The 16952-nt window shown below is 61.6% G+C and carries 15 protein-coding genes and 1 riboswitch; of the genes, 11 read left to right on the top strand and 4 right to left on the bottom strand.

Going from position 1 to position 16952, the window contains the following annotated elements:
• Positions 1 to 7: 7 nt before the first annotated feature.
• Complete coding sequence (gene accB / locus HMPREF3101_RS04815; RefSeq protein ID WP_070463258.1) at positions 8 to 499, bottom strand: acetyl-CoA carboxylase biotin carboxyl carrier protein; 492 nt, start codon at positions 497 to 499, stop codon at positions 8 to 10.
• Positions 499 to 2055, bottom strand: a complete 1557-nt coding sequence (locus tag HMPREF3101_RS04810) for a pyruvate carboxylase (protein WP_070463256.1) — start codon at positions 2053 to 2055, stop codon at positions 499 to 501. The genes accB and HMPREF3101_RS04810 overlap by 1 nt, the downstream gene beginning before the upstream one ends.
• 336 nt (positions 2056 to 2391) lie before the next feature.
• Here HMPREF3101_RS04810 and HMPREF3101_RS04805 point away from each other — a divergent pair, with 336 nt between their 5' ends.
• Positions 2392 to 3717 (top strand): MFS transporter, encoded by a 1326-nt coding sequence (locus HMPREF3101_RS04805; protein ID WP_070463254.1) that lies wholly within the window; start codon positions 2392 to 2394, stop codon positions 3715 to 3717.
• A 22-nt stretch (positions 3718 to 3739) separates the two neighbouring features.
• On the opposite strand, the gene prfB is transcribed toward HMPREF3101_RS04805, so the two are convergent.
• Complete coding sequence (prfB, locus tag HMPREF3101_RS04800) at positions 3740 to 4849, bottom strand: peptide chain release factor 2 (RefSeq protein WP_070463282.1); 1110 nt, start codon at positions 4847 to 4849, stop codon at positions 3740 to 3742.
• 149 nt (positions 4850 to 4998) lie between these two features.
• Between prfB and HMPREF3101_RS04795 the strand changes: the two genes are divergently transcribed.
• From HMPREF3101_RS04795 to hisN, 6 genes are all read left to right on the top strand, one after another.
• Entirely contained in the window at positions 4999 to 6459 is a 1461-nt protein-coding gene (locus HMPREF3101_RS04795) for an SLC13 family permease (protein ID WP_070463252.1), read from the top strand.
• A 27-nt stretch (positions 6460 to 6486) separates the two neighbouring features.
• Positions 6487 to 8373: a sensor histidine kinase gene (locus HMPREF3101_RS04790; RefSeq protein ID WP_168160160.1), complete on the top strand. Its 1887-nt coding sequence runs from the start codon at positions 6487 to 6489 to the stop codon at positions 8371 to 8373.
• On the top strand, positions 8370 to 8846 hold the full coding sequence (locus HMPREF3101_RS04785) for a response regulator (RefSeq protein WP_070463249.1): 477 nt from the start codon (positions 8370 to 8372) through the stop codon (positions 8844 to 8846). Before HMPREF3101_RS04790 ends, HMPREF3101_RS04785 begins: the two co-directional genes overlap by 4 nt.
• A gap of 58 nt (positions 8847 to 8904) precedes the next feature.
• Positions 8905 to 9017: riboswitch (TPP riboswitch) on the top strand.
• Positions 9016 to 10800: a phosphomethylpyrimidine synthase ThiC gene (thiC, locus tag HMPREF3101_RS04780; RefSeq protein WP_070463246.1), complete on the top strand. Its 1785-nt coding sequence runs from the start codon at positions 9016 to 9018 to the stop codon at positions 10798 to 10800. It overlaps the preceding riboswitch by 2 nt.
• Before the next feature lie 19 nt (positions 10801 to 10819).
• A complete protein-coding gene (locus tag HMPREF3101_RS04775) occupies positions 10820 to 11665 on the top strand; it encodes an inositol monophosphatase family protein (RefSeq protein ID WP_246816651.1) in 846 nt (281 codons plus the stop codon).
• Complete coding sequence (gene hisN, locus HMPREF3101_RS04770; protein ID WP_070463241.1) at positions 11655 to 12437, top strand: histidinol-phosphatase; 783 nt, start codon at positions 11655 to 11657, stop codon at positions 12435 to 12437. The genes HMPREF3101_RS04775 and hisN overlap by 11 nt, the downstream gene beginning before the upstream one ends.
• A 10-nt stretch (positions 12438 to 12447) precedes the next feature.
• Here the strand turns inward: hisN and HMPREF3101_RS04765 are convergent, their stop codons facing one another.
• Positions 12448 to 13278, bottom strand: coding sequence for a S1 family peptidase (locus HMPREF3101_RS04765; protein WP_070463239.1), 831 nt, complete (start codon positions 13276 to 13278; stop codon positions 12448 to 12450).
• Positions 13279 to 13384: 106 nt separating this feature from the next.
• Here HMPREF3101_RS04765 and HMPREF3101_RS04760 point away from each other — a divergent pair, with 106 nt between their 5' ends.
• The 4 genes from HMPREF3101_RS04760 (at position 13385) to HMPREF3101_RS04745 (ending at position 16905) form a co-directional block, all read left to right on the top strand.
• A complete protein-coding gene (locus HMPREF3101_RS04760; protein ID WP_246816650.1) occupies positions 13385 to 13858 on the top strand; it encodes a GNAT family N-acetyltransferase in 474 nt (157 codons plus the stop codon).
• 179 nt (positions 13859 to 14037) lie between these two features.
• Positions 14038 to 14952, top strand: a complete 915-nt coding sequence (locus HMPREF3101_RS04755) for a cation diffusion facilitator family transporter (protein ID WP_070463235.1) — start codon at positions 14038 to 14040, stop codon at positions 14950 to 14952.
• 24 nt (positions 14953 to 14976) lie between these two features.
• Complete coding sequence (locus tag HMPREF3101_RS04750; RefSeq protein ID WP_070463234.1) at positions 14977 to 16227, top strand: DUF418 domain-containing protein; 1251 nt, start codon at positions 14977 to 14979, stop codon at positions 16225 to 16227.
• 27 nt (positions 16228 to 16254) lie between these two features.
• Positions 16255 to 16905: a thiamine phosphate synthase gene (locus HMPREF3101_RS04745; RefSeq protein ID WP_070463279.1), complete on the top strand. Its 651-nt coding sequence runs from the start codon at positions 16255 to 16257 to the stop codon at positions 16903 to 16905.
• Positions 16906 to 16952 lie beyond the last annotated feature (47 nt).

Here is a 16952-nt window from a genome sequence, read left to right as displayed (position 1 = left end):
GTGGTACCTACTTCTCCTCGATGACCATGAGCACCTGGCCGTGCTCCACTGCATCCTCGTTCTCTACGAGGATCTCGGTGACCGTGCCGGCAACCTTTGCCTCAATGTTGTTCATCAACTTCATCACCTCAACGATGCAAAGTACTTGGCCAACCTCAACGGTGTCGCCAACCTTCACAAACGGATCAGCACCCGGCTTCGGCGCCGCGTAGAAAGTGCCCACCATCGGGGACTTGACCTGGACACCGTCGCTGGACGGGGCGGTCTTTGGGGCTTCAGCCTTCGGGGTTTCAGCAGGTGCTTCAGCCTTCGGAGCCTCAGGGGCAGGGGCCGGGGCTGCTGGAGCTGCCGGAGCTGCTGCAACATTCAAGCCGCCAGGGGTGCGCGACATTGCCAGCTCTACATCGCCGTACTTGATGTTGAGTTCCTGGATGTCTCCGGACTGGTTGACCCACTCAAGGAGGGACTTAATTTCGTTGATGTTCGGGGTGTTAGACATTATTTGTTCTCTCCTTTAGTGAGGTTGATTTCGAGGTCTTGGGCCTTGAGACGGAACTGTCCGGTCTCGGCGATGTCAGCCATCTGCTTCACCAGGGCAGTCAGGGTGCCGCCGGCGATACCTTCACCCTGGCCAGAGCGTCCTTCGGCGATGTAGCGTTTCATCTCGTCGACGTTGTTGCCAGAGATAGTTGCGCGAAGCAGGATCGTGTCAATGTCGTCGTCCGGGTACTGCTCCTGCAGTGCCGGCAACGCAGGCTGGAGCTCAGGGCGCTCAGGCTTAATCTCAGAGGAGCCGTTAGCAATGACCTTTTCCAGAACGTCCGGGTCGATCGGTGCAAGGGGCTCACCGTAGTAACCAAGCGCGTACTTCTTAATCTCATTCGGCACCACCGAGTAGCGCTCACCGGAGATCACGTTCATCACAGCCTGAGTTCCAACGAACTGGGCAAACGGGGTGATCATGATCGGGTACGCCAGCTCCTCGCGCACGCGCGCGGTTTCATAGAGCAGGTCTTCAAAACGATCGGACAGGCCTGCGGTTTCCAGCTGGGACTCGAAGTTCGTCAGCATGCCGCCCGGCAGCTGGTGCATGTAGTGCACACCGTCGTATGCACGCGGGACACCGACCGGTTTGCCTTCGGCGTCCGCGATTTCCTGGATGCGCTTGGATGCGGCGTCCACGCGGTCGTCGTCAATATTAACCTGGTAACCCAGCGCACGAAGGTCACGGGCGAGCGCCTGGGTAGCCGGCTGGCCCTGGCCGTTAGCCAGCGGTGCGATAGAGGTGTGGATTGCGTCAACACCAAGCTCAGCCGCAAACAGGTAGGTCAGCGGGGACAGACCGGTCAGGGAGTGGGTGTGCACCTCAAGCGTGCGGTCCCCAATGACGGAACGGATCGCAGGAATGATCGTCTTCATGCGGTCCGGGGTGAGCAGACCAGGCGCATCCTTGAGCATGATGCGATCACAGTCCGTGCGGTCAATCAGTTCCTTAGCCTTGTCAATGTAGAGCTGGTCCGTGTGCACCGGCGACAAGCAGTACGACAAGCAGCCATAGGTCTCAGCGCCGAGCTCTTTGGCCAGGATCAGAGTGTCCGCGATGTTGTCAATGTCATTAAGACCGTCGAAGGCACCAATCACGGCAAAGCCGTTCGCACGCAGGCGCTCAACCCACGTATGGATGACATCGTCCGGCAAAAAGTCGAAAGACGCCAGGTTACGGGAACGAACCATTGCGCGGAACTTGGTGTTCGGCGCCGCCTCATGCACAAGGCGGACACGCTCCCAGGGGTCCTCCCTGATGTAGCGCACCGGCACGTCAAACTCGATCGGGGCGACCAAGTCAACGTGTTCGAAACCGGCGTTCGTCACATCATCAATCAGTGAGAGGATATGTTCCGTACGCATGCGGGTAGCCCAAATGGACTGGTGCGCATCACGGAACGTGGTGTCAACGATCTTGATTTCTCGCTCACTGTTCGCAGGTCGGCCACCTGCGGCAAGGATCTCAGCGAGGGTCTCAGTACTCAGCTCTTCAGGACTCAGAGCAGCCATAGGTACCTCCTAGTACAACGCTTGTAGCGGTGCGGGCATCGCCGATGCGAGCTCCGTTGCGGCCAACCCTATCTGTGCAACACCTCACACCGGAGGGAAAACTGTTGAAGTTTTTGTTTTCCCTCCCCCATAAGAGGGTGCGCTGCATGCACCTAGGTTCGCAATGCGAACGGAAACTTTCAATTGTTTTCCCGTCATAAGTCTATGACCTGCAACTATACGTTTTGTCAGCTAACTCCCAAATAAATTCAAAAGTGTGAGCTTCGACGTATTCCTGTCGAATGTGACCGCGGTTATAGTTTTTCAACATCGCCTATTTGCACCTGAGGAGGAAGCATGACGACCAAACGTTCCGGCATGGGCACGACCCACATTGCGGCTGAGCGCCCGGCAGACCGCAAGTCACTCGGCGCCAGCCTGATCGGCCAGCTGCTCGAGTGGTTCGAGTGGAGCTCATACGCCGTATTCGCCCCATTCATCGCCGCTGCGTTCTTTGACAAGAGTGACCCAACGTCAGCGCTACTGGCCACCTTCGGCGTCTTTGCCGTCGGCTTCCTTGTCCGCCCACTGGGCGGCATCGTCTTCGGCCGCATCGCAGACCGCATCGGCCGCAAGAATGTCCTGATGACCACGATCATCATCATGGCGCTCACCGCCGTGATCATCGGGCTGATGCCCACCTACGAGCAGATCGGCATCTGGGCCTCCATCCTGCTTTTGATCATCCGCGTAGCCCAAGGCTTCGCCCACGGCGGCGAATCCGCCACCGCCAACAGCTACATCCCGGAGATCGCCCCGCCGGCCCACCGCGGCAAGTGGGGCTCCATGGTCTACATGTCCATCTTCGGCGGCTCCGTCATCGCGTACACCCTCGGTGGCTTCATTTCGCTGGTTCTTAATGACGATCAGATTGCCACCTGGGGCTGGCGCATCCCGTTCTGGCTGGGTGCTATCGCCGCCCTGATCGCACTCTACCTGCGCCGCCACATGAAGGAGTCTGACCACTTCGAGGAGCTACACGAAGGCGGTGCTGAGAGCTACGACAACCTGTCCTCCGAGCGTCCGGGAACCCCGAAGCGCCCGAACTGGGTCAACATTCTTCTGATCATCGGCATGGTTTCCGGCGTGACCTCTGCGCACTACACCTGGACCAGCTACGTCTCCACCTACGCCATCACCCACGAAGGCATGTCCACCCAGGGCGCTTACTGGACCTCCGTGTTCGCCCAGGTGTGTGGCTTAATCGCCCTGCCGCTGTGGGGCGCGATCTCTGACCGCATCGGCCGCAAGCCCGTGATGTTCATCTTCGCTATCGCGATGGCCCTGCTGCAGATCCCGCTGATGGGCTTCATTGATGCTCGCCCGTGGACCATGCTGATCTCCGCCACCCTGGCCGTGATAGTGGTCGCTGCCGGTGGCGCGCTGCTCGCGCCGATCATGGCTGAGGTGTTCCCCACCTCACAGCGCACGTCCAGCATCGGCTTTGCCTACTCGCTGTCCGTGGCAGTCTTCGGCGGTACCGCACCATACATCTTCCAGTGGTTCACCGCCCAGGATCTGACCCATATCTCCGGCATCTACGTTGTGGTGCTGTGCATCCTAACCTTCATCAGCATGTGGATTTTGCCGGAGACCAAGGGCATCGATCTACGCGACGCTTAAGTCTCACTCAAGTCTCACTCACTCAGACTTCCCGGCCGGTTTGCTGCTGCGCCATCCGCCAGCGAATACCAGCCTCGAGGAAGCCATCGAGATCCCCGTCGAGCACTTTCTGGGGATCACCCACTTCAAATTCCGTACGCAGGTCCTTGACCATCTGGTACGGATGCAACACGTAGGAACGCATCTGGTTGCCCCAGCTTGCGTTACCGCCAGCGCCGAGAGCATCCATCTCGGCTTTTTCTTCTTGGCGCTTCTTTTCCAACAGCTTGGATTGCAACACGTTGAGTGCTGAAGCCTTGTTCTGGATCTGGGATTTCTCGTTTTGGCAGGTCACCACAATGCCGGTTGGAATATGCGTGATGCGTACCGCCGAATCGGTGGTGTTCACGCTCTGACCACCCGGACCTGAGGAACGGTAGACGTCCACACGGATGTCTGAATCGGGGATGTCAATATGGTCTGTCTGCTCCACCACGGGAAGAACCTCAACCTCAGCAAACGAGGTCTGGCGGCGCCCCTGGTTGTCAAAGGGCGAGATACGCACCAAGCGATGCGCGCCCTGTTCCACGGAGAGCTGGCCGTACATGTACTCACCATGCACCACAAAAGTGGCGGACTTGATGCCGGCTTCTTCGGCGTAGGAAATGTCGTAGACATCTACTTTGTGGCCGTGTTTTTCAGCCCAGCGCACGTACATGCGCATCAGCATTTCCGCCCAGTCTGCCGCATCCACACCACCCGCGCCGGAGCGGATGTTCACCACGGCTTCGCGCTCGTCATACTCGCCGGAAAGCATGGTTTGCACCTCCAGCGATTCGATGGCCGAGGTGATCTCGTCGAGCTCATCGTCCGCCATGGAGGCATCGCCTTCTTCTTCGGCGAGCTCGTACATGACCGGCAGGTCGTCCAAACGCGAGCGCAGCGACGTAACCTTTTTCAAACGTGCCTGCACGTTGGACAGTTCGGTGGTGACTTGTTGGGCGTGCGCGGGATCGTCCCAAAGCGAGGGGTCCCCTGCCTGCTGTTCAAGCTCGCGGACGCGTTGCGCCATGGTGTCGAGGTCCATCACCTGCTCAATGGTCTGCAGGGTGGTTTCGAGTTCCTTGATGCGAGCTTGGGTCTCCGGTTGCATAACCATGCAGTCTAGTTGTTCGGTTTTACTCACCAACCGCCATGGTGGCCGCTACATTGTCGCGTGCCCATTATTAAGGACGGGCTTGAGGTACCGAAGCCACAGACCAAGGCAAGTAATACCAGGTTGCACCGGGTAGACTTCGACACATGGTGGAGACACAACGCCGCTCGAAACAACGCCCGCCCGCGCTAGCCAGTAAAGGCCCCCAGCTGAGCAAAAAGCAGCTGGTGGGCCTGGTTTTGGGCGTGGTCTGTTTTCTCATTCCCTTCTTCGTCCAGATCCCGGAGCTGTCCACCCCCGGGCACCGGATGCTGTCGATCTTCTTGCTCGCCATCGTCTTCTGGGTGCTCGAGCCCGTACCGCTGACGGCGACGGCGGTGCTGGTCATCCTGCTCGAAGTCCTCATGCTCTCCGAGGGCGCGCTGATAGACCCCACGGGCGGCGAACCAGCTCTTGCCGACCAACTGCTCCCCGCCTCCGCCTACTTCTCCGCGCTGGCCCACCCGGTGATCATCCTCTTTTTGGGAGGGTTCATGATCGCCCACGGGGCGGAGAAGTTCGGCCTGGACCGCAACCTCGCGGCCATTATGCTGCGCCCCTTCCCTGATAAGGCACGACTCACGGTGCTGGGACTGATGCTCATTACCGCCGTGCTCAGCATGTTCATGTCCAATACGGCCACCACTGCGACCATGTTCGCGGTGGTGATCCCGATTTTGAAAACGCTGCCTGCGGGTAAGGCACGCGCCGGCGTCGCCTTGTCGATCCCCCTGGCGGCAAATGTCGGCGGCATCGGCACACCTGTGGGCACGCCTCCGAACGCGATTGCGATCGGTGCGCTCGCTGAGCACGGCATCCGCGTGTCTTTTACAGACTGGATGCTTATGGCAGTGCCGTTCATGTTTGTCGTGTTGGCCTTTGCCTGGGTGTTCCTCTGCATCGTCTTCATCCCCGCCGAAACCCGCATTTCCATCGATATGCGCTCGAAGTGGAACACCTCTACCGACGCGAAGCTCTTCTACGCCGTGGCGGGCCTGACCATCCTGTTGTGGATGAGCGAGCCGCTGCACGGCATCTCCTCCAATACCGTCGGCTTCATCCCCGTTGTGGCGCTGCTGTGCCTGCAGGTGATGAAGGGCAAGGACGTCCAGGCGCTCGACTGGCCGGTGCTGTGGCTGGTCTCCGGCGGTATCGCGCTTGGCACGGGCGTGGGTGCCAGCGGCCTGGACGAGTGGTTGGTCGGCTCTATCAGCTGGGAGGTTATGGGCGCGCTTGCGATCCTCGCGGTGCTCGGCCTGATCGGCTTCGGCATGGCGAACGTCATCTCGCACTCCGCGGCTGCCAACCTCTTGGTGCCGCTAGCAGTCTCACTGGCGCTCTCGCTCGATGGCATCGACCCGCTGGTAGTCGCCGCGGTGGTGGCGATCGCCTGCTCGCTGGGCATGGCGCTGCCGATCTCCACGCCGCCGAACGCGATTGCGTACGCCACCAAGGAGATCTCCATCCCGCAGATGGCGCTGGTCGGGCTCGTCGTCGGCACCAGTGCCACCCTGCTGCTGATCTTCGTCTTGCCGTCTGTGTGGCAGCTGATGGGGCTGGTGGTCTAGATGCTGCCGCGCTCCACCCTCGCCATCGTGGGCACATCCCAGGCCACCCGCGACGTGCAGCAGGTGGTCAACGAGGCGATCGGCGGCACGCACGACATCCTCGCCGCCGATAATGTGGAGCACCTGCGCTCGCTTCTCGACGGCGACCCGCTCGCCCTTGTCACCGTCACCGTCCACGAGGACGGCCTGGCCGCCGACCACCCGCTGCTCGAGCTGATCTCGCAGCCCGGCTTCGAGTACACCCGCGTGATGGTGCTGACCACCGCACCCGAGATCGCGGGCCTGGACGCGCTCACAGACATGGGTCGGCTCGACATGCTCGTGTTCACCCCGGCGATCAAGCCGGAAGCACTCCTTCACAACATCCAGCAGCAGCTCAACCGCTACTGGTACATGCGCGCCAAGCGCGATCCCTCGATCGCCGGTACCTTCGACTTGCCCGAGGTCACCGAGCTGGACGTCGGGCTGACGGACCAGGAGATCATCAACCGCATCATCCAGGCCGCCGATACGCACCTAGGATATCAGCCGCGCCTGACCTTCCCGCCCGGGGTGTACCTGACGAAGGAGGGCCACTACGTCGAGGAAGTCATCTTCGCCTTGTCCGGCAAGGTGCTTTTGCAGCGTTTTACTGACGCCGGCGATATCGTCATGCACCACGCCTCTACCGGGCATGTGATCGGACTCCTCGCGCTTGCAAGCAACCGGGTCGGCTTTTTCACCGCGCGTACCACCACCGAGGTGGTCGCAGTCCAGTTGCCCACCGAGCAGGTGGACTACCTCATCCGCCAGGAGCCGGAGCTTTCGCGCCTGTTCAATATCTTGTTCGTGCGCTCCTACGACCGCCGCCTGCGCCGCGCCGAGGACATCCAGATCGAGCAGCACGAGCTCACCGCCCAGCTCGAAGACGAGCGGGCACGCTTGACCACGGCGCTGCACAACCTGGAAGCAGCACGCCGCGAGCTGACGAGCCAGGCGCGCTTCGCCTCGCTCGGCGAGCTGGCTGCCGGTGTGGCCCACGAGCTGAATAACCCGATGGCGGCGATCGAGCGCACCGCAGCCCACTTAGCCGAGGACGTCGAAGGGTTGATCGCGTCGAGTCCCAATCGCAGGTGGCGGGAGGCGACCAGCCACGCGCTGGAGGCGGCGCGCAGCTCGCACGCGGTGAGCACCAAGGAGGCGCGTGCACTGCGGCGCGAGCTGACCGAAGTCACCGGCGATAGGGCGCTCGCCCAGCGCTGGGTGCTCGCCGGCCTGCACGACGTGGAGTTTGCCAAGCAGGTGCGCGCGAATCGGAGGTTGGACTACGAGACGGTGGAGCACGCGGCGTCGATAGGCACTGCCCTACGCAACCTCTCCACCGCATCGACGCGCATTACGCAGCTGGTGGCCTCGCTGCGCGCCTACGCACGGCCCGACGGCGACCCGGTCACCGACGTGGACGTGCACCAAAGCATCGAGGACACCCTGCAGCTGATCGCCCACAAACTGCGCGGCGTAGAGATCAAACGGGACTTCGCCGAACTGCCGCACGTGACGTGTACACCAGGGCAGATCGCGCAGGTGTGGACGAACCTGATCACCAATGCTGCCGAGGCCATCGAAGAGTCCGGCAAAGGCTCCACCATCACAATTCGCACGAGCGCCCCGAAGCACGGCTGGGTGCGCGTGGAGATCATTGACGACGGTCCCGGCATCCCACCCGAACGCATCGATAAACTCTTCGAACCCCGCTTTACCACGAAGAACGGGGAGGTTCGCTTCGGCATGGGCATCGGCTTAAGCATCTGCCGCGGCATCGTCAGCGCACACCACGGCACGATCGAACTGACCTCTTCTACCAACGGCACCTGCGCCACCGTGGGCCTGCCCATCGACGGCCCGCATGCACACGACGAAGGAGACACACCATGAACCTTGCCATCCTGATCCTCGAGGACGAGGCGGAAGTGCGCGCCGCCGTCGAGCGCGATCTTTTGCCCTTTGCCGAGCACATCCGTGTGGAGGTCGCCTCCGACGTGGAGGAAGCGTGGGAGGTGATCGACGAGCTCACCGAAGACGGCGACGTTCTCGCACTCGCGTTGTGCGACCACCGCATGCCCGGCACCACCGGCGTGGAGTTCTTGGTCCAGATGATGGACGACGATCGCACCGCCGCCACCCGTAAAGTCCTGGTCACTGGCCAGGCGCAGCTGCGCGATACGGTCCGCGCGGTCAACGAGGCCGACCTGGACCACTACATTGCCAAGCCCTGGGACGTCGACGAGCTGCACCAGGTGGTGCGCACCATGCTCACCGACTACGTCGAGGACATGGACATCGATCCCCTGCCCTACCTCGACGTCCTCGACGCGGCGCGCGCGATGGAGCTTGTCCGCCGCCGTTAGGGCGCGGGATTTGTGCCCTGTTTACCCACCAACCGCCATGGTGGCCGCTACACTGTTTCGTGCCCAACACGGGCGCCCAAGGCTTAAGGGCTGAGATCGTGCTGATGCCGCACGAGCACCGTTTGAACCTGTCTGGTTAGCACCAGCGAAGGAAGTAGAAGGAGCGGCAATGGCCGATATTTACGCGCAAGAAATCCACCCGAAGCACAGCTACGCCCCCATTATTAAGGACGGGCTTGAGGTACCGGAGACCGCGATCCAGCTCGATGACTCCCCCACCGGGCCGAATGAGCCGTTCCGCGTCTACCGCACCCGCGGCCCCTACGCCGAGCCGGAGGTAGGACTGCCGGGACTGCGCTCGGAGTGGATCACGGGCCGCGACGATGTGGAAGAGATTGAGGGACGCAGGCGCAACCTGCTTGACGACGGCACGCGTGCCGCCAAGCGCGGCGCCGCCTCTGAAGAGTGGCGCGGGGCCACCCGTCCGGTGCTGCGCGCCAAGGAAGGCAAACGCGTCACCCAGATGTACTACGCACGCCAGGGCATCATCACGGAAGAGATGAAGTTCGTTGCCCTGCGTGAGCACTGCGACCCGGAGAAGGTGCGTGCGGCGGTGGCGAGTGGCCGCGCGATCATTCCGAATAACGTGAACCACCCGGAGAGCGAGCCAATGATCATTGGCAACCAGTTCCTGACCAAGATCAACGCGAACATTGGTAACTCTGCGGTGACCTCCTCTATCCGTGAGGAGGTGGACAAGCTGCGCTGGGCCACCCGTTGGGGTGCGGATACGGTGATGGATTTGTCCACCGGCAACGACATTCACACCACCCGCGAGTGGATTCTGCGTAACTCGCCTGTGCCGATTGGCACGGTGCCGATCTACCAGGCGTTGGAGAAAGTCAACGGTATTGCGGAAGACCTGACGTGGGAGATCTTCCGCGACACGGTAATTGAGCAGGCTGAACAAGGTGTGGACTACATGACGGTGCACGCTGGCGTTCGCCTGCCGTTCGTCCCGCTGACGGCGAACCGCGTAACCGGCATTGTGTCTCGTGGCGGCTCCATCATGGCTGGCTGGTGCTTGGCGCACCACAAGGAAAGCTTCCTGTACGAGAACTTCGACGAGCTGTGCGAAATTTTCGCGCAGTACGATGTGGCCTTCTCGCTTGGGGACGGCCTGCGTCCAGGCTCCGTCGCCGACGCCAATGACCCGGCGCAGTTTGCAGAGCTGAAGACCATCGGTGAGCTATGCAAGCGTGCCTGGGAGTATGACGTGCAGGTGATGATTGAGGGCCCAGGTCACGTGCCGCTGAACATGATCCAGGTCAACAACGACAAGGAAGAGCAATGGTGCGGTGGCGCACCGTTCTACACCCTTGGCCCGCTGGTGACGGATATTGCGCCTGGGTATGACCACATTACGTCTGCAATCGGCGCAGCCCACATTGCTATGGGTGGCACGGCCATGCTGTGCTACGTCACTCCGAAGGAGCACTTGGGCCTGCCGAATAAGAACGACGTGAAAACGGGTGTGATCACATACAAGCTCGCTGCCCACGCCGCCGATGTGGCCAAGGGACACCCGGGGGCACGCGACTGGGACGACGCGATGAGTAAGGCGCGTTTTGAGTTCCGCTGGCACGACCAGTTCGCACTCTCCTTGGACCCGGACACCGCGCAGTCGTTCCACGACGAGACGCTGCCGGCAGAGCCCGCGAAGACGGCGCACTTCTGCTCCATGTGCGGCCCGAAGTTCTGCTCCATGCGTATTAGCCAGGACATTCGTGATGAATTTGGGGACCGTCTGGCTGATCTGGGCATTCCGGAGATTCCGGCGGATGTGGCTGCCGTGAGCGCAAACGATGCGATTGCTGGTGAGCAGGAGATGGCTGAGGAGTTTCGTGGGCAGGGCTCCCAGGTCTACCTAGAAGAGCAGTCGCAGCCGCAGTAAGTGGGGTATGAATGGGTGCGTGACTTCAGAACCCATTTCAGCACCCATTTCCACTGCAGCTTTTATTGACGCTCACCGAAACGACGATGACGCACAGCTGGCCGCAGCGCTTGTAGCGCATGCTGGCCAGCTTGCACTCTTTATGCGTGATGGTGGCTCGATTGCGTTGTCCACACAACGCAAGACGTCGGTGTCTGATGTGGTGACCGAAGCCGATCACGCCGCTGAAAACTTTGTGGCCAAGGTGCTCGACGCGCTGCGCCCCGAAGACGGCGTGCTGGGAGAAGAGGGCCACGCCCGTGCCTCAACAACCGGGCGCACCTGGGTGATTGACCCTGTTGACGGGACGTATAACTTTGCGCAGGAGTCGGATTACTTCTGCTCGGCGCTCGCGGTAGCCGAGGGCGATCCGGCAGACGGCAAGGCTCTGATTGGCGCGGTGCACCGCCCGGCGACGAACACGACGTGGCTCGCATCCGATGGCCAGGCGTGGTGCGACGGGGAACGGTTGGGGGCGTTAGATATGGCGCACATAAGCGAAAAGGCCCTGGTGACATACCTGCACCCCACGTTTATGGCCGATGAGGCGATTGTGGGGGCGTGGATGCGCGCGGTGAAAGATGCTGCGACGATCCGGATGATGGGCGCGGGCAGCGTGGATTTAGCCAACATCGCTGCAGGTCGTATGGGTGGCTGGCTGCAACATTCGGTGCCTGATTGGGATTGGCTGCCGGGCAAGGCGCTGATTGAGGCGGTCGGCGGGGTGGCCACCAAGGTTGATGCGGGTGGGGTGAGGTGGTGCGTGGCGGGCAATCCGCTGATGGTTGATGAGGTGGCGACTAGGCTTATCGGGCATGCAGCGTAACCACGATCTGAAACTCGCACTAGAACTCGCCGACCTGGCGGATGACATCACGTCTTCTCGTTTTGATGCAGCTGACCTGCACGTTGAGTCCAAGCCGGACTTAACGCCTGTGTCGGATGCGGACCTGGCTACGGAAACAGAGCTGCGCGAACACCTGGCGCAACAGCGCCCAGATGATGCGGTGCTGGGCGAGGAGTTTGGCGGTGACGCCGTGTTTACCGGCCGCCAGTGGGTGATCGACCCGATTGATGGCACGAAGAACTTCGTGCGCGGCGTGCCGGTGTGGGCAACGCTGATTGCCCTGCTTGAAGACGGCGAGCCGGTTGTCGCAGTCGTATCCTCCCCTGCCCTGTCACGCCGTTGGTACGCGGCGAAAGGCGAGGGCGCATGGCGCGAGGTTGGAGACGGCAAGGCAACCCAATTGCGGGTATCTTCCGTGGCCAAGTTGGAGGATGCGTCCGTGTCCTTTTCCTCGCTGACCGGCTGGCGCGACCGCGGCCTGCGCGAGCAGTTCATTGAGCTGACAGACACGGCGTGGCGCCTGCGCGGTTTTGGTGACTTTTTCTCCTACTGCCTGGTGGCAGAGGGCTCGGTAGATATTGCGTGTGAACCGGAGGTCTCGCTTTGGGACTTGGCGCCGCTGGCGCTGTTGGTTACTGAGGCCGGTGGCCGCTTCACCTCATTGGCGGGCGTTGATGGCCCGCACGGTGGTGACGCGGTTGCCACCAACGGGCTGTTGCACGACGAGGTGCTTGGCCGCCTGCAGGGTTAGTTTCTGCTAGTTACGGCAGACGGAAGCCGCCGGGGACGGTGGGCAGGAAGGCGTCGGCACGCGCGGAGCCCGTCGGTGCATGCAGCGGGCCCTGCAGTGGGGTGTGGCAGGCAAGCGCGAACGGCTGCGGGAACATACCACCGTTGATAATGCCTACCAAGCGATCGCCGGTGTAGAGCGGTCCGCCGGAGTCGCCCTGCATTGCACAGACCTGGTTAATGTTCATCACACCGCCGTCCTGCCAGGTAATTCCGCAGGTCACGCCGGAAGCAACGCCCTTTTTGCACACGGTCTGCCCGGCCGGCACAGGTGCTGCACCCAGGTGGTTGATGGTCAGCCCGTCATAGCTGCGGGAGACTTCCGTGTTGGGGTGCAGTTGGATTACGGCATAGTCCAGGTTGCGGTCCACGGCGATCACACGGCCGGTTTGGCCGAGTGCGCGGGCATCCGCGTTGACCACCGGGTCACCGACGTTGCCTGCGCAGTGGCCTGCGGTCAGGGCGATTTTTTCGCCAGCGTCGTTGTAGCCGGCAACTGCCACGGTGCAGATCAAGTCATTCGGGGCGTGTCCCACGTAGATGGGGGTGCCAGGCCCGTAGAGGGCGTTGCCGCGTGCCTGGGCCTGGGTGGCTTCGGCGGGGGTGCGTGGAGCATCATGGAACGAGGTGGGCACGCGGTGCAGCACGCGATCCGCGTTGAGTTTGCCGGCAAGTGCCTTGGACATGAGGTCTGTGCGCCAGACGTAGTTGGGGTCAGCTGGCTGTGCACTGGCGGCAGGTGCGAGCAAAGCAGTAGCAGTAAGAACGGCAGCGGCGGCGACAGCGGCGATGCGACGGAACATGCGGACCCCTTTTGTTATGTGTCTTGTATGCGTCAGGCAGGAAATCACAAACGTAACTTCAGTTAACACAAACACCTTACGTCACAGCGGTGTTAGGATCACCCCCGTGACACACCCTGCGCTGCATCCTGCAATGACGTTCAAAACCCTCGACCAGATGAGCTCACGAGAGGCCTTCGACCTATTTCGCCTCCGCGTGGACGTGTTTGTGGCCGAGCAGGACTGCCCCTTCAATGAGCTTGATGACATTGACGCAGCCGAGGACACCTTCCACGTCCTCGCCTACGACAACGCAGGCAGGCTCGCCGGCTGCGCACGCGTCTACCCCGAGGTTGCAGACGGCAAACCCCGCGCGCGCTTTGGCCGTTTCGTCGTTGCGCCGTTCGCGCGCGGCACCGGAATTGGCCCCGAGATTGTCCGCAAGGCGCTAGCGTTCACCACCCGCTGGCCAGGCGACGTTGTCATTGAGGCGCAGAGCGGACTTGTCGGCTACTACAACCGCTTCGGCTTCAACGAAGAGGGTGAGGAGTTTTTAGACGGCACGATCCCCCACATCGCCATGCGGCTGGAACGCCCCTAACCCCAGTGGTATGATTTTTGAAGTTTCATAAAGGTTTGAAGGGGAGTAGCTCACCAACAACTCGCTCGACATACTGGTTCTCCACGTAGAGCCCGGGCGGTTGGCCTTACACGCTTTACAGGACATGCTTTACAGGCGAGCGAGACCTTCGGTTGTTTTCTGCGCCGAGAGGATTTCCTATGCCCACCCATCCCCGTGAAGAACAGCGCATGCTTGAGCGCTTCATGTGGATCTCTATCGCGGCTTCCCTGATTGTTATCGCGTTGAAGGCGTATGCCGCGTATGTCACTGGCTCTGTTGGCTTCCTTTCGGACGCGCTGGAGTCTTTGGCCAATGTCGCCGCCGCCCTGGTTGGCCTTTGGGCGTTGAAGCTTTCCGCCAAGCCTGCGGATGAGAACCACAATTTCGGCCACGCCAAGGCCGAATACTTCGCAGCCCAGGTAGAGGGCAGCCTGATTCTGGTGGCGTCGGTGGCCATTATCTACACGGCCGTGCAGCGCCTGATCACCCCGCAGCCGGTGGAGCAGCTTGGCATTGGTTTGCTGTTTTCTGTGGTGGCTACGCTGATCAACCTCGGTGTGGGTGCGATGTTGGTGCGCGCTGGCCGCACGCACCGCTCCAGCACGCTAGTTGCGGATGGGAAGCATTTGCTTACAGATGTCTGGACCACCGTCGGCGTCATCGTCGGCATGGCCTTAGTGTGGCTGACCGGCTTGCAGGTCCTCGACCCGATTGTGGCCATCCTGGTTGGCGCCAACATCCTGTACACCGGCTACAAACTGTTGCGCGAGGCTATCCAGGGCCTGCTTTCAGAGACGTTGCCGGAGGAAGAAGTAGCAACGGCACAAGAATTTTTGGACACCTACGCCAAGGACAATGGTGTCGTATTCACGTCGCTGCGCACTACGGCTTATGGGCGCCAACGTCTCATCAATGTTGTCATGCAGGTGCCTGGTGAGTGGACGGTGTCGCACTCCCACGAGCACGCCGACAATGTTGAGGAAGGCCTCGCTGCTGCCCTGGGCGGTGCGGAAACCATCGTGCACATTGAGCCGCTTGGGATAGAAACCACCACCGGCCCGATCATGGCGTAGCGCAACAGTGATAGGTTCGGTGCCGTGAATCAAGCGCTAGCGCCAAACCAAGCAACCACACCCCGACTCTTAGTCCCCGACCTTGCGCGCGGCCTAGCCCTGCTGGGCATTGCCATGGCCAATGCGGTGCAGACGTGGATGATCAATGACATTGACGCGCTGGACCAGCCGGGTTCCACCCTTGGCGGTGTGCGCCCAGACAGCACGCTCGACCAGATTGCTGCGATCCTCTCGGCCGTGTTTTTGCACGTACGCGGACTGCCGATGTTTTCCACACTGTTGGGCTTTGGCATTGGCCTTGTCGCGGCAAGTGCGTGGCGTAAGGGCTATCCGGCAGCCAATGCGCGCTTGATGCTGGTGCGCAGATACGGGTTCCTTGCCCTGTTTGGCATCGTTCACATGCTGCTGATCTTCCACGGGGACATCATGTTCTACTACGGATTGATGGGCATGCTGGTTGCCGCCATGTTCACGGCAAGCAACAAAGCGCTGCGCATTACCGCTTACTCAGTGCTCCTGGTCGGCGCCGCGTTCGGTACTGCTATCGCCGTGGCGGTGTACAGCGTCCAGGCGCCGATCGGCGCGATGGAGCAGACAGCCACCCCTGAGATGACCAGTCTGGGCGTCTACTTCAGCGAGAACCTCCTAGGCGGGTTGGGCATGTTGCTCAATGCCCCGTTTGCGGTGTTCCAGCTCGGCGGGCTTGTGCTACTGGGCTACGTGTGGGCGCGAGAGGGCTACCTGGTCAACGTTGAGCAGCACAAAGGCGTGCTAGTCCGGTGGACCATCCTGGGTGCCGTGGTCGCCCTGGTCACGGGCGTGCCGTGGGGCTTAAGTGCCGCAGGTTTCATCGACCCGCTGCTTGAAGAACCCCTCTTTATGCTCAACCTGGCCTGGGGGCTGTTCACCGGCCCGGCTATCCTGGCAGCACTCGCGCTTGCCACCAACGGCGTACAGCAGCGCATCAACACCACCGGCCAGACACCGGCGTGGGCACGCCCGTTCATCGCGTTGGGCAAGCGCTCGATGTCCGGCTACTTGGCGCAATCGTTCCTGTTCATTGCGCTGGTTATGCCGTTTGGGCTGGGGTGGGGCGTGGAGGCGTCGATAAGCGGGAAGCTCCTTGTGGGCTTTGTGGTGTGGTTGATCACCCTGCTGCTTGCCATGGTGCTGGAGCGTGCGGGCCTGCCGGGGCCGTTTGAGCAGCTGCACCGCCGCGCAAGCTACGGCAAGACGAAGCGGCTGGAGCCGTACGTGCCACCGCTGCCCCAGTAGGCTTTGAGCATGGCTGATACCACCTTGATGAATCCCCGCAGCTTGGACCTGCGCTGTTACTTTGTCACCGGCCAAGGCCCCGATGTGGTCGAGCGCGCTGTTGAGGCGGCCCACGGTGGCGCCGGCATCATTCAGGTGCGCTCCAAACCAATTTCCGCACGTGAGCTCTACGCCCTGTCTTCAGCGATTGCCGCGCAGCTTCCTTCCTCGAGCATCTTGCTTATCGACGACCGCGTGGACATCGCCCTCGCCCTCCAAGATGAAGGCGTCCACGGTGTGCATTTGGGACAGGACGATCTGGACCCGCGCGAGGCACGCCGCCTGCTCGGCCCTGACGCTGTGATCGGCCTAACTACCGGCACACTTGAGCTGGTCAGAGCCGCAAATGAGCTTGAAGGCGTGATTGATTACATCGGCTGCGGGCCGTTTCGCAATACTCCGACTAAGGACTCCGGCCGCAAGCCCATCGGTCTGGATGGCTACCCGGCGCTGGTGGAGGCCTCCCGACTTCCAATGGTTGCCATCGGCGATGTCACGGTGGATGACGCGTACGCACTGGCCGGAACCGGTGTGGATGGCGTGGCCATTGTCCGCGGCATCATGCACGCCGATAATCCCCGCGCCTACTGCGAGCGGGTGGTCGCGGAGTTCGACCGCGGCCGCGCTGCGCTCGCCTAGCTACAGGTTCATCTCGACAATCCCGTCACGTTCACCTCGACAATCCT

It is taken from the genome of Corynebacterium sp. HMSC29G08, from assembly GCF_001806875.1.
Classification (GTDB): domain Bacteria; phylum Actinomycetota; class Actinomycetes; order Mycobacteriales; family Mycobacteriaceae; genus Corynebacterium.
Note: the sequence above shows the minus strand (reverse complement) of the source record. Positions and strands in the feature narration are given on the sequence as shown.

Excerpts from the sequence above, each read along its gene's own strand:
- accB (WP_070463258.1), bottom strand. The coding sequence starts at position 499 with ATGTCTAACACCCCGAACATCAACGAAATTAAGTCCCTCCTTGAGTGG.
- HMPREF3101_RS04810 (WP_070463256.1), bottom strand. The coding sequence starts at position 2,055 with ATGGCTGCTCTGAGTCCTGAAGAGCTGAGTACTGAGACCCTCGCTGAG.
- HMPREF3101_RS04805 (WP_070463254.1), top strand. The coding sequence starts at position 2,392 with ATGACGACCAAACGTTCCGGCATGGGCACGACCCACATTGCGGCTGAG.
- prfB (WP_070463282.1), bottom strand. The coding sequence starts at position 4,849 with ATGCAACCGGAGACCCAAGCTCGCATCAAGGAACTCGAAACCACCCTG.
- HMPREF3101_RS04795 (WP_070463252.1), top strand. The coding sequence starts at position 4,999 with ATGGTGGAGACACAACGCCGCTCGAAACAACGCCCGCCCGCGCTAGCC.
- HMPREF3101_RS04785 (WP_070463249.1), top strand. The coding sequence starts at position 8,370 with ATGAACCTTGCCATCCTGATCCTCGAGGACGAGGCGGAAGTGCGCGCC.
- thiC (WP_070463246.1), top strand. The coding sequence starts at position 9,016 with ATGGCCGATATTTACGCGCAAGAAATCCACCCGAAGCACAGCTACGCC.
- hisN (WP_070463241.1), top strand. The coding sequence starts at position 11,655 with ATGCAGCGTAACCACGATCTGAAACTCGCACTAGAACTCGCCGACCTG.
- HMPREF3101_RS04765 (WP_070463239.1), bottom strand. The coding sequence starts at position 13,278 with ATGTTCCGTCGCATCGCCGCTGTCGCCGCCGCTGCCGTTCTTACTGCT.
- HMPREF3101_RS04755 (WP_070463235.1), top strand. The coding sequence starts at position 14,038 with ATGCCCACCCATCCCCGTGAAGAACAGCGCATGCTTGAGCGCTTCATG.
- HMPREF3101_RS04745 (WP_070463279.1), top strand. The coding sequence starts at position 16,255 with ATGAATCCCCGCAGCTTGGACCTGCGCTGTTACTTTGTCACCGGCCAA.